This is a genomic window from Paenibacillus sp. YYML68 (assembly GCF_027923405.1).
In the GTDB taxonomy this organism is placed as follows: Bacteria; Bacillota; Bacilli; order Paenibacillales; family NBRC-103111; genus Paenibacillus_G.
This window is the reverse complement of record NZ_BQYI01000001.1, coordinates 2,561,610-2,574,433: the sequence shown is the minus strand read 5'-3', so window position 1 is coordinate 2,574,433 and position 12,824 is coordinate 2,561,610. Positions and strand designations below refer to the sequence as shown.

Sequence of the window (12,824 nt, the reverse complement as noted above, 5' to 3'; positions counted from 1 at the left end):
AGCTACAGTGCTTAGGGAGGTGCTTCCTCCGACAGTTCACACACGCGATTCAACATATTGCTTCTATTTTCTCATAAAACGCGACTCATGGCAACTATTCTCAAAGCTGTAAGCTTTGCTTCCACTTCAGCCCTTCACCCACTCTAAGCCGAGGCACCGCTGGCCCGCTCGATATAATCGGCAAGCAGCTTCGCACCCTGCATGACGATCGGCACGCCGCCGCCCGGATGCACCGACGCCCCGACGGCGTACAAGCCCTTCACGCCGTAGGGCGCCACCTGCGGGCGGAAGACGCCAGATTGGCCGAGCGTTGGGGCGATGCCGAAGCTGCCGCCGCCGTAGAGACCGTCCACTGCCGCATCCTCGGGTGTGCGAACCCGCTGCCACACAATGGAGGAGCGCAGGTCCGGGAAGCCTCTCGATTCTAGACGCTGGAGCACCTTGTCGACGAAGGCGGCTTTGGCCTCAGCCCAATCGATGCTCTCTCCCGACGGAACCGGCACCAGCACGTACATCACACTGTGACCCTCCGGCGCTAGTGAAGTATCAACTAGCGACGGGTGGAACACGTACATATACGGATCACGAGGCAGCTGCTGCCGACTGAATACGTCCTGTGCCAGCTCCTGATACGAATCGGCGAAGAAGAATTGGTGCACCGACGCGCTCCGGTACGTTCGATTGAGACCGAGATAGAGCAAGAGGCAGCCCGAGGACGGCTTATAGCTGCGGGAATGGCCGCGGTCCACAGCAACGTGCGAGTCGAGTAACGATTGGTTCAGCGGAAAATCTCCGTTCAACACAACATGCTCATAGGCAAGCCTCTCTCCACCGACCACTAGCCCCTTGCAGGTGCCATTATCCGTCACGATCCGCTCGACCGCCGTTCCCGTACGGATAACCGCACCTCGTGCGAGCAGCTCCTCCTCCAGCAGCTGCACGAGTCCAGCATAGCCGCCCTTCACATACCAGATGCCATGTGCATGCTCGGAGTAAGGGATGAGCGAATACAGAGCAGGCGTAGCGAGCGGGCTGCCCCCAATATACAGCGTCTGGAACGAATACGCCTCGCGCAGACGGGGCGACCGGAAGAACGCGGAGGTGTCGCCGTATACGCTGCGATAGGCCTTCAGACGCAGCAGGGCGCTGACGTTGCCAGGCTTCCAGAAGTCGCTCTTACGGACAAAATCTCGCTCCAGAAACCTCGCCTTCCCCTGCTCGAAGCGGTGCTTCATCGCCTCCATGTACATGAGGAACGACTTGCCTTCACCGGGAAATACCCGCTCGACCTCATATGCATTCTCAAGCGGGTCACGCCGCTTCTCGAACAGCGTGCCGTCCGGGTAATGAATACGATACAGCGGGTCGCACGGCAGTAGCTCCAGCCGGGATACATCCACACCCGCCTCACCGAGTACGTCACGGATCATGTCCGGCAGCAGCACGATTGTCGGGCCCTGGTCAATGCGAAACGGACCTTCCTCCTCATAAGCAAGACGACCGCCGAGGCGAGACTGCTTCTCGAATAGATCGACCTTATATCCACGATTAGTCAGCAGCAGCGCTGCCGTCAGCCCCCCGACACCGCCGCCGACAATGGCGATCCGCCTCTTTACGTCGTCAGCAGAGCTGAAGCCCGACTTGGTCGCCTCTTGGCTTCCCGCCTGCCTTATATCCGGATTAGCCACGTAGTCCCGCCTCCTTCGACGCTTCAACAGTTTGGATGGATTCCGCGAAGGAAGACTTGGCTACCTGCTGGCTGCTGGCGGTTCTGACCGACTTAGCGGGCTGCACGCTGCTTGCCATTGTTACGACCGGCACACGCTCGCCATCGTACTTCGCCGCGATGCCTCTAGCCGTTATGCGCGCCGACTCCATGATGGTAGGCAGACCGCTGCCCGGATGCGTGCCGCCGCCTACGAGCCAGCAGCCGTCCAGCTCGTCGAACCGATTGTGCGGGCGGAAATACAGCATTTGTCCCAGATTATGCGCCAGATTGAACGTTGCCCCTTGATAGATGCGATGCTTGTGCTCCCAATCGAGCGGTGTGATCATATGCTCTGCTTCAATATGGTGACGCAGCCCCTCGAACCCAGCCAATCGCTCTACCTTGTCGAGCACCTTATCTCTGAAGCTGTGCTTCTCACGCTCCCAGTCGATGCCGCTGAAGTTATTCGGCACTGGAGCGAGCACATAGAGCGCTGAATGCCCAGGTGGTGCGAGCGTCGGATCGGTAACCGAGGCGTTCTGCACATAGATCGAAGGATCGTCGGACAGCACCTTCAGCCTTGAGATCTCTTCCACATTGCGCTTGTAGTCAGCTGGCATCATGATCGTATGATGAGGCTGGTCGTACGTCCGGTTCAAGCCGAGATACAGCATGAAGGTTGAGCACGAATACGACTTGCGGGCGAGCCGCTCAGCAGTCCAGCTGCTAGTGCGGCGAAGTGTGCCCGGCTCGACCAGCTTCGTGATCGCATGCGCGAAATCCGCATTCACGATCACCTCATCCGCCTCGATCACGTCTCCGTCATTCGTCAGAACACCCTTCACCTTCCGCCCGGCGAGCACAAGCTGCTTCACGCCTCTGCCCAGATGAATGCGGCCGCCATACTCGCGCACCACGTCTGCCATCGCCTCTGTAATTTTGTGCACGCCCCCGATCGGGTGACTAATCCCATATTCATGCTCCATATACGACAAAATCGAGAACGCGCCCGGACAATCCCACGGCGACATCCCGAGATATTTAGCCTGGAACGTGAAGGCAAGCCGAAGCCGCTCATCGTCGAAGTAGTCAGACAAGCAGTCATACAGCGTACGGCCTACAGTGAGCTGAGGCAGCGCCTTCAGAAACTTCGGACGCAAGTAGTCGAGGAGCGAGTCATGCTTGTTTTGCAGGACAGGCGTTAGTGCGGCCAGCTTCTTGCCCTCGCGTTCCATGAACTTCACATAGCCGTCCTCATTGCCCGGAAACATTTGTCCAATTTCCCGTATCATTTGTCCACGGTCCTTATATATATAGAAGGGAGCGTCATCGAATAACAGACGGTACATAGGGTCAAGCTGCTTCAAGGTGACATAATCGTGAACCGAACGCCCGGCCTCCTTAAATACGTCCTCCAAGATATGAGGCATATTGAGGAATGTCGGTCCTCGGTCGAATGTATAGGGGCCAAGCTGGAGTGGTGACGTACGACCCCCGACCTCATGGTGCTGCTCCAGTACGTCGACCGAATACCCCTTGGCTGCAAGCAGCATCGCAGCGGACAATCCGCCCGGACCGGCGCCGATAATGACAATACGTGAACTACGCAAGGCGATCACCCTTTCTTCCTATAAGCATCACAGCGATGACATGTACAGCGTATAATTAACGCTTGCAACTTGATCTTGTATAATGTTAGTATAAACTTATTCCGCCGAAAAAGATAGATGTACGTTAAAATTGTATAATGTTTGTACACAGATATGCAGCATCACACTATTTATTCGAGGTGAGCCAACATGAATCCTAAGCTCCAGACCGCTTATGAAATATGCGAGCAAGTCGTCATCACACATTCCTCCAGCTTCTATCGAGCGTTCTCCGTTCTGCCTGAGCCGAAGCGCAACGCCGTCTGGGCGGTCTATGCCTTCTGCCGTACGGTGGACGATCTAGTCGATAATTCCCATGCCCATTCCGATGTGCTCGTCGATGGCTTCGAGCAAGCGTTCGATCGCATGCTGGCCGGTCAGCCTGACCCTCATCCCCACTGGCTGGCGCTTGCGCATGTGTTCGAGACTTATGCGATGGAGGAGCAGCCGTTCCGCGACATGATCGCCGGTCAACGTCAAGATTTGACAAAGGTACGCTACGAAACAGTTGAAGAGCTGGAGCAATATTGCAGACTCGTGGCAGGAACAGTCGGCCTCATGCTGCTGCCGATCTTGTCCCCGTTCCGTACGCCAGAGATGGTGCGCAAGGCGGAACGCCTCGGCATTGCGATGCAAATTACGAACGTACTGCGGGATGTGAAGGAAGACTTCGAACGGGGACGTGTTTATCTTCCACAGCAGCTCATGCGCCAGTACGGCTACAGCGAGGCGGACATTGCCCTTGGGATGAAGGCGCCTGGCTGGAAGCCGCTCTTCGACCATTTGGCCGCGTGGGCAGAGCGTGAATATGAGGACGGATTGTCGGCGCAGCTGTATTATCCACGAGACAGCAGACTTTCGCTCGGAGCAGCTGGACTCATTTATAGACAAATATTAGTGGAAAGCAAAGAGAGCGGCGGAGATGTGTTCTCGAAGCGCATACGAGTGTCGAACCTGAAGAAGGTCAGCATTCTATTGTCGCTGCTCACGCAGGCGAATACGTGGCGCAAGCCGGCAATGGCTAGCATGATCAACAGCAAGTGCGGGAATGAGGTCCCATGGTAAATCAATGGCTGTTCCGACTGTCGGTGCTGTACGCAATCTGGTTTGCTTGCGGATATGTGCTCGTAAGCGGAGGGCTGCTGCCGAAGTGGCTGGCATGGGCGAATGGCTTCTATCTGATCATCGGCGGCGCAACGGCGCTCGTCTGGTATACCCGCAAATATGGAGCGCGTCAGGCACTCCTTCTGTTCGTCATCTGTGCGAGCGTCTCGTATGCGGCCGAATGGATCGGCGTCCATACCGGCCACTGGTTCGGTCCGTATGAGTACGGAGCATCGTTCGCCCCGCTCGTCTTCGGGGTGCCGCTCGCAATTCCGTTCGCCTGGTGCATGCTGCTCATCATAGCGAAGGCGTTCGCGCCTGTCCCGCAATCGAAGGAGGCCCGTCGAGGTCTGCGATTATCGGAGAAAATGTCACCAGAGCTGTCTACCATGAAGCGTCAGCGCGCGAGGCAAAAGCGGCGCAGCTTCTGGCTGCCAGCACTCTGGACAGCCAGTATGGTGACAGCAATCGATCTGCTGCTCGATCCAGTGGCGGCGCAGCAGCGGTACTGGAGCTGGAGCGGCGATCAGCTCGCCCCGTGGAATGTGACGTTCTACGACATTCCGCTCAGCAACTTCATCTGCTGGTGGCTCACCGCCCTGCTGATCATTAATATCGTTAACTACTTGCATGATGAGTATGTGGATCATCGAGAGCAGCCAAGCCAATCCGGACCATTCGTCCCGCTCATGCTGCTGCTGACGCTGGAGTCGCTCTTCTTAACACTCGCAGCGCAAAGTGGACTATGGTGGGCCGTTGCCATTAATATCGGTCTGCTCGGCATCTTATTCATATGGCGGCGCTGGGATAAGGAGGCGTTCGCATGATTCAGGCGAACAAGAGCGCTTCCTTCGAAGCGCTCTTCTCCACATACAACAGGCTGCTGCTGCGCCGTTCCTTCAGTGAAGTGAGCGTGAGGCTGCATCCAGAGGTGCACACCGAGCTTCCGACGCTGTATGTGGCCAACCACAGCAGCTGGTGGGATGGATTAATCGCCTTTCAAGCGAATCGATGTCTCATTCATCAAGATGCCTACGTCATGATGTCGGAGCAGGGGCTGCGTCAGTTTCGTTTTTTCCGCAAGCTCGGCGCATTCTCGATTGATCGTAGCTCGGCCTCTGGTGTCCGTACTTCCCTCGCTTATTGTGAGGAGCTGCTACGACGCCCGAAGGCCGCGCTATGGCTGTTCCCCCAAGGAGACATTCGTCATCAGGACGTACGGCCGCTCGGCTTCCTCCCTGGCGTCGGCTTCCTGCTCGATCGGCTTCCCGCCGTGCAGCTCGTTCCAATCACGATATCCTACGACTTCCTGCTCGATCAGCGGCCGCACGTATTCGTCGAATTCGGTGCGCCGCTGAAGCTCGATGCTCTGCCGCTCACCCGTAACGAACGGACGGCTGCAATCGAGGCAGCGGTCACCTGCCAGCTCGACCAGCTTAAGCGGTCTATCATCGACGGACAACTGACGGGATTCACGAGGCTTGCTGGCGGCGCCAGCTCCATATCCGAGCAGTTCACCCGCATCTTCAACCGTTCAAGGTCACAATAAGCTCACACCGTACCAATCATGTATGAATGAAAGGAAGTAACCGCTCATGCTGCTAGTAATGAAGGAGCTGCCATCGCTATCGAGTCCGTCTGGAGAGAACGGAGATGAATTCGCCACACTCCTCCTCGCCCTCCAGCTCATGCAGGTGCTCGTGCTCGGGGTGCTCACGCTATGGGTGCTCGTGAACCTACGCTTCTGGCCGCGTCCGCATAGAGACGCCGCAGAACTAGACAGCAGTCTGCCGTTCGTCTCCGTGCTCGTTCCAGCCCGCAACGAGGAGACCAACATCGAGCGCTGCCTCGAGAGCTTACTGCAGCAGCAATATCCGCACTACGAGGTCATCTGCCTCGATGACCGATCTGATGACCGTACCCTAGAGCTGCTGGAGTGCTTGCGCATGCGGTACCCGCGGCTACGGCTCCTTCACGGGTCACCCTTACCAGACGACTGGGTCGGCAAGTGCTTCGCCTGCCACCAGCTCTCGCAGGAGGCGCGCGGCGAATGGCTGCTGTTCACCGATGCGGACACCGTCCATCAGCCGGACATGCTGCGCAGCCTGGTCCAAGAAGGAATGCGGACTCAAGCGGGACTCGTGACCGGCTTCCCTCGCGTCATCGCTAGCCATGCGATGGGCATGCTCGTGCTGCCGATGCTGTTCTTCGTCATTGCCCTGCACCTTCCGCTGGCGCTCGTCCGCAGATCGTCCGATCCGCGCTTCATGGCCGCGCACGGAGCGTTCATGCTGTATCACCGCGAGGCGTATGCTGCGATCGGTGGTCATGCCCGCTTCCGTGACTCGATCATCGAGGATATGGAGATGGCCAAGGCCGTGAAGGCGGCTCGCCATAGGCCGCTGCTGGTCGACATTACGAACCATGTGGCCTGCGAAATGTATACGAAGCCCGCCGACGTCTGGAGCGGCTTCGCCAAGAACATCTACGCCGGTCTCGGACGCTCGACCGTGCTCCTGATCATACTGCTGAGCTTCTACGCGCTCTGCTACATGAGTCCGCCGCTGCTGCTCGCTTACGCGCTCGCCGCTCCTGCGGCGTACGGCAGCGGTGCGGCTGCAGTCGCGCTCGCCCTGCTAGCCTGGCTGCTCGCAGCTGCACAGCGCTTCATGACAGATCGACGCTTCGGCGTCCGAGGCGGCTGGTGGCTGCTCGCGCCTGTCAGCTTCTTGCTGCTCGCGATGCTCGCTATCCGCTCCTGGTACGGCTCCGTAAGCGGCCAAGGCTACATGTGGAAAGGAAGAAACATTAAGCTATGAGCGAACAATCGAACAAACACATCCTTGTCATAGGCGGCGGCATCGGCGGACTGACAACAGCTTGCATGCTCGCCGTGTATGGCTTCCGCGTTACGATCCTGGAGCAGCATCATACGCTTGGCGGTAAGCTGCATGCCGTCCAGCTCGGCTCGAGCACGTTCGACTTCGGACCATCGACAATTACGATGCCGTGGATATTCGAGGAGGTGTTCCGCAAGGCGGGAACGTCCTCCGGTCTTGAATTCATCCAGCTGCCTGTGAATAGCCGCAACGTATTCGCAGACGGCACGACGATCAACCTAAGCGCCGACCCGGATCGTATGGAGGAGCAGCTCGCGTCGTTCTCCCGTGACGATCAGCTCGGCTTCAAGCGATTCTTAGGCGAGGTCGAGAAGATGTACAAGATCTCAGAGCGCGAGTTCTTCACCCGATCGTTCGCCGAGCTGTCGGAATTCCACTCGCCTTCTCTCGGGCTGTCCATGCTGCGCGTTCATCCGCTTACTCGGATGGATGCCTTCCATCGACGCTACTTCCGCGACCCGCGACTGCTGGCGATGATGAATCGATACGCGACCTATGTCGGCTCGTCTCCGTTCCGTGCTCCGGCTACGCTGTCGATGATCGCGTACCTCGAACTCGTGCGAGGCGTCTACTACATTCGCGGCGGCAATAGCAAGCTGATCGAGGCGCTGGAGCGGCTGGCTGGTGAGCTCGGTGTTCGGGTCGTTACGGGTGCAGCGGTGGAGCGTATCGTACATGATGGCAAGCGCATTCGAGGCGTAGTCGCGCAAGGCGAGCTCTGGGAAGCCGACATCGTCGTCTCGAACTGTGATTATTACACGACGCAGACGCTACTAGCTGACAGCCTCGACAAGACCGACTCGAACGATGCCCATGTACTGCGCAAGCTCACGAGGTCGGCAAGCAAGCCAGCGCCAAGGCCAGCCGCTCTATCGAGCTCTGGCTTCCTGTCACTGCTCTCAGTGAAGGGTGACATCCCGGGTCTTGACCACCACACTCTGTATTACCCTGACTCCTACGGATCAGAATTTACCGATATATTCGAGCACCACGAATGGCCTACTGATCCAGCCATCTACATCTGCTGCTCGGCTGTTACCGAACCGGAGCGAGCAGGCAATGGCGCATACCGCAACATCTACGCACTCGTGAACGTCCCCGCGGCTCAGCCTGCTGTGCTCCGCGGCGAACGCTCCGCCTCGTCGCTGCTCGCCGCAGACCCGGTCTATGGCAAGTCGATTCTGGATCGGCATGCTGCGTATCGTGACAAGCTGGTTGCCCGACTGTCCACGCTATGGGGCTCGCCCGACCTGTCCTCTCGCATCGAAGCCGAAGCGAGCTACGGTCCAGAATATCTCGAGCGGTTAAGCGGCTCCTACGCCGGGGCGCTGTACGGCGCCGCCTCACATGATGCGCGGTCCGCGTTCATGCGCCCTAGCCTGAAGGATCGGCAGCTAAGCGGCTTGTATTACGCCGGAGGCACCGTACATCCGGGAGGCGGTACGCCGATGGTGACGATCAGCGGCTTGCGGGCCGCGGAGCTGATCGCAAGGCGTCACCGAGCAGGCTCCTTGTAGCCTGAACACTCCCTCCCACACGCCCGCAAGCGAAAAAAAAGACCTGATTCCAGCAACGCTTCCTGACGAGCGTGCTTGAACCAGGTCTTTTTGAACATGAAGAAAACGAGTTGCTCTTATTGCAAATCCGACGAGTCATCGTAATCGAATCGGAAGCCATCCTGCAACGAATAAGCCGCCGACTTCATCGCTTCGCTTGCATTCGTTCTCAGCTTCGTCAACACTTCCTGATACGACTGCACTTTATTCGCATCATGTTGGGACTTAATCGCGAATTGCAAGGCTTGTTCGATAACGGCAATATCTTGGCTCGTAAAGTCCATGCCGCAACTCCCCCCCACAGCTTAATTTTGTTCTGTTTTTTTACTGCATCTATTGTCTCCTGTTCCCCATGGAAACATACACAGATTTCTCAACTATGTTGTGCAGTCTTGACAGACAACCAACAATAATGTAATCATTTTACTTGCAAGTGCAACCATTCATACCATCGTAGTACGAATCGCATGTATACGTATTTTGGAGTGGAGGTGACGGACAAGCACTGAGGCTTAGGCAAACCAGACCACAAAGGAGAGGAAGCTTGTGAACCACGAACACCTTTTACCTATTGGGGCAGCACCTATCATGTCCTACGAACATCACGCTTCACCATTAACCGTCATCTCACAAAGCAATGCGTATTCGACTTGGCTATATTCGAACTTCGTACAATTGGAATGCGAGATCCAATATCCGGTTAAGGGTGATGTCGGCTTTAATTTTCTACACAATAAACATATTTATTTCAACTGCCCTCATTTGGATTATCTCCGAATGAGCAGTACATATGTTAAACACTTTAATCGAGGTATTGTTCCGTTCTTAATTGAGTCCGTTCAACAAGGCTACTATCCGAACGTTTTTCTCAATCATTTCTATTGTCCTTTTGAGCCGTCTTATCAGAAGTACCACTATTGGGCTGCATTTTTAGTATATGGCTTCAATGAAACGGAACGCATATTTCATATTCTCGGGTACGCAGACGGTCATTATAGTGCGAAAACCATTTCATTCTCAGATGTTGAACTGGCTTTTGAATATAACGATGATTCCCCAGTCTACAAGACGATGATCAAGCTATTCAAGTATGTTCCCCATGTTAAGGATGAATTAGACCTTCCATATATCAGAAGATCTCTTGAATCATATATGGCATCAGACGGGACGATATACCCTAGTCGAAGTGCTGCTTCATGTGAGCCTCTAGTTGTTGGGCTGGAGTGCTATAATATAGTCAAGCAATATTTGGAGAAGATGCTGGATCGCACGAAGAAAGTAGATGTTAGACCTATACATTTATTATGGGAGCATAAAAAGTTATGGGTAGAACGATTGAGATATTTCCAGCAACAAGGAATTGAGATTAGCGAGACAAGCACCATGGAAATGGAAAGCTTGGAAAAAAGAATGTTGACTACTCGAAATCTTATGATCAAGCTACGAATTACGAACAACTACACGATTCTAGCTAAAATTGTTGAAGGCTGGGATTCAGTCATAGACGAGGACGTCCGATGTTTAAGTCAAGTATATGAGGATTTAATAAAAAATGAACATTGATTAACTAGATGCGAATGGTTGTAGCGGATGGTGACGATCGCATGAGAGGGAAGCGAGCTTGTTGCTCCCCTCATTATTTCGATTACCCCGTTCCCGTACTCCCATATTCAAGGTACAATAGAGGCTAGAGCGCAGCTGATGTGACATGCCCCTCGTCGCAACGGAAGCTATCCTATAGATCGAATATGCGAAGAGGTGACTTGCTATCGCTGAACTGCTTCAAGCCGTTACCTGGCTTCCGATATCGTACATGCTGCCCCTCGTACTGATTCTGTTCGGCAGCTCGATGCTGCTCGTCCTGCTGTCTTATGCGCCGTGGGCGCAGCAGAGGATGCCATGGATCACAAGCATGGGCTTCTACCTCGTCATGGGCGGCCTGCTCGGCACCAGTCTCATGGTCGTAGCCTTATACTTCGCCGAGCAGCTGTCGCCACTAGTTGAGATTCAGCTTCCTGAGTAGGTCCCGTGTCTACGACAAGCTGCGAGCTGACCGCCAGACCTCTCAACTACTTGGCGGTCCAGCCCGTTATCGTGATCGAAGGACCCGTTCCGCCGGTCTCACTGCCTACCGTACCCGGTGGCCAGTAGTCGATCTCAACGAAGCTCTGCTCCGGCGCGTAGTAGCCTTTGAAGAACACGTGATCTGCTGTCGTGATCCCACCCAGCTTCGGATTCGTTCCGAAGTTGCCATCGAACGTAATTTTATCATTAGAGCCGACGAAGCTCTTCACCGTCAACGAATGCAAGTAGGGGAAGTCTATCTTCTCCTGCGCGTAGAGACCGTCGCCAACGTTCAAGGTTCCGATCGTCTTATTGAAATCGATCTTGTCTGAGATCACATTACCGCCAACCTGAACATTCGTTATATATTCACCGAAGCTGATCTTATCATCAGCATACATCGAACCACCGACCTTCAGATTGCCAATACCGTCGAATTTAATCTCCGTATTACTAGACATACTACCGCTCATATCAATCTTCGTAATATACCCCGGAATGTCCAGCTTCTTCCCGATGATCGAGCCGGAACCCGTTAGCGTCAGATTGCCGACCTGCTTGGCGAACGTTACCGTCTGCATCGCACTGATGCTGCCCTTGATGGAGGCTGATGTAATATTCTCGAACTTAATGCTGTCTTCCGCGATAATCGAGCCGTTCTTCAAGTTGAGACTAGTCACATCGCCTTCAAACTTGATATTGCCTTTCGAGGATGATATATTTCCGTTCTCCAACGTCAAGCTTTTGATATATTTGAAGCTGATATCGCCTTCACCTGCACGTATCGAACCGCCAATACTAGCTGTATCGAGCGCATCATTGAACGCGATTCCTTTCTCACTGCTCATTTGCTCGCCGATCGTCCAGGATGCCACGCTTTTAGACATCGTGATGCTGCCGGAGGCGATCATGCTTTTGCCCACCTTGAACTTATTAATCGATTCCTTGAACACAATATCGCCATTGACGATCAGATTGCCCGTAATCTCTACGTCATCGATCCACTTGTCGAACTCTAGCTTGCCATCCACGATAAGATCGCCGATGATCTTGACTTTCGATTTATCGTAGGTGAATAGACTTCTCGCATACGAGGTGGTCACGTTGGTCACAGGATCCTTCACCTCGATGAGCACCCCATTCTTCGATACGTCCAGCGGCAGAGGCGCTGTTAATGGATTCGGCTGCTTGCTCATTACACTGTTATAGAATATAGTGTACGCCTTCGTATAATCCGGCTTCGGGATCTCATCCTTCTTGGCGTAATATTCAATCTCATCGCCATTGGACTTCTCGTAATAAACAAGCTGACTGCCGACGTTCTGCGCAACGGCGTCCTTGCCGAATATGCCAGTACCTGTACCTGTTCCACCGTCCGCCGGACCGTAAGCTCTGCCTGCCGCGGTGACCACCTGGAAGCTAAGCGTCACCTGCTTCTCTCTGCGAAGCTGCCCTTCGCCTGCCGCCGCGGTCGTCGTCTGAGAGAACAGAATCTGATTCTTACCCGGTGTGACATTCGCAAGCGGGTTCAATTGCGGCCGCGTCCCATTCACCGTCACATTGAGACCGTTCGTCGACTGGATCACCTGATTGATCTGCTGCTGATCCATTGCAATATCCCGTACGCCGATCGATTCGATTAGCGCTCTGCGCATAATCATCGCACCGGATTCAGCCGCATAATTGGCATGCTCACTCTTCTCGCTGCGTACTGACTGCTGCAGCCCTTGGTTCGTGCTGAGCAGCAGCGGCGTCGCCATCAACCCGATGACCAGCACAACGAACAATACAAGCATTAAGGCTGAGCCCTTTTGATCACGAATCATTTTCATAAATAACCATT

At 54.9% G+C, this 12,824-nt stretch carries 11 protein-coding genes; 7 read left to right on the top strand and 4 right to left on the bottom strand.

Going from position 1 to position 12,824, the window contains the following annotated elements; translation table 11 throughout:
* Positions 1-143: 143 nt before the first annotated feature.
* Together PAE68_RS11825 and PAE68_RS11820 are read right to left on the bottom strand one after the other, a co-directional pair.
* Positions 144-1,604 carry a phytoene desaturase family protein gene (locus tag PAE68_RS11825; protein ID WP_281891037.1) on the bottom strand — a complete coding sequence of 487 codons (1,461 nt, stop codon included), beginning with the start codon at positions 1,602-1,604 and terminating at the stop codon, positions 144-146.
* Positions 1,605-1,680: 76 nt separating this feature from the next.
* Positions 1,681-3,318, bottom strand: a complete 1,638-nt coding sequence (locus PAE68_RS11820; RefSeq protein ID WP_281887251.1) for a phytoene desaturase family protein — start codon at positions 3,316-3,318, stop codon at positions 1,681-1,683.
* Positions 3,319-3,507: 189 nt separating this feature from the next.
* Between PAE68_RS11820 and PAE68_RS11815 the strand changes: the two genes are divergently transcribed.
* From PAE68_RS11815 to PAE68_RS11795, 5 genes are read left to right on the top strand one after another with little or no spacing between them, the layout of a single operon-like run.
* Positions 3,508-4,422 carry a phytoene/squalene synthase family protein gene (locus tag PAE68_RS11815; RefSeq protein ID WP_281887249.1) on the top strand — a complete coding sequence of 305 codons (915 nt, stop codon included), beginning with the start codon at positions 3,508-3,510 and terminating at the stop codon, positions 4,420-4,422.
* On the top strand, positions 4,416-5,288 hold the full coding sequence (locus tag PAE68_RS11810) for a carotenoid biosynthesis protein (protein ID WP_281887246.1): 873 nt from the start codon (positions 4,416-4,418) through the stop codon (positions 5,286-5,288). The genes PAE68_RS11815 and PAE68_RS11810 overlap by 7 nt, the downstream gene beginning before the upstream one ends.
* Positions 5,285-6,010, top strand: a complete 726-nt coding sequence (locus PAE68_RS11805; RefSeq protein WP_281887244.1) for a lysophospholipid acyltransferase family protein — start codon at positions 5,285-5,287, stop codon at positions 6,008-6,010. The genes PAE68_RS11810 and PAE68_RS11805 overlap by 4 nt, the downstream gene beginning before the upstream one ends.
* Positions 6,011-6,056: 46 nt before the next feature.
* Complete coding sequence (locus PAE68_RS11800) at positions 6,057-7,280, top strand: glycosyltransferase family 2 protein (protein WP_281887242.1); 1,224 nt, start codon at positions 6,057-6,059, stop codon at positions 7,278-7,280.
* Entirely contained in the window at positions 7,277-8,878 is a 1,602-nt protein-coding gene (locus PAE68_RS11795; RefSeq protein WP_281887240.1) for a phytoene desaturase family protein, read from the top strand. The genes PAE68_RS11800 and PAE68_RS11795 overlap by 4 nt, the downstream gene beginning before the upstream one ends.
* Before the next feature lie 116 nt (positions 8,879-8,994).
* Here PAE68_RS11795 and PAE68_RS11790 read toward each other — a convergent pair whose 3' ends face one another.
* Positions 8,995-9,201: a hypothetical protein gene (locus tag PAE68_RS11790; RefSeq protein WP_281887238.1), complete on the bottom strand. Its 207-nt coding sequence runs from the start codon at positions 9,199-9,201 to the stop codon at positions 8,995-8,997.
* 262 nt (positions 9,202-9,463) lie between these two features.
* Between PAE68_RS11790 and PAE68_RS11785 the strand changes: the two genes are divergently transcribed.
* Complete coding sequence (locus PAE68_RS11785) at positions 9,464-10,480, top strand: hypothetical protein (protein ID WP_281887236.1); 1,017 nt, start codon at positions 9,464-9,466, stop codon at positions 10,478-10,480.
* A 250-nt stretch (positions 10,481-10,730) separates the two neighbouring features.
* A complete protein-coding gene (locus PAE68_RS11780; RefSeq protein ID WP_281887233.1) occupies positions 10,731-10,940 on the top strand; it encodes a hypothetical protein in 210 nt (69 codons plus the stop codon).
* 46 nt (positions 10,941-10,986) lie between these two features.
* On the opposite strand, the gene PAE68_RS11775 is transcribed toward PAE68_RS11780, so the two are convergent.
* Positions 10,987-12,813 carry a hypothetical protein gene (locus tag PAE68_RS11775; protein ID WP_281887231.1) on the bottom strand — a complete coding sequence of 609 codons (1,827 nt, stop codon included), beginning with the start codon at positions 12,811-12,813 and terminating at the stop codon, positions 10,987-10,989.
* Between the last annotated feature and the right edge of the window lie 11 nt (positions 12,814-12,824).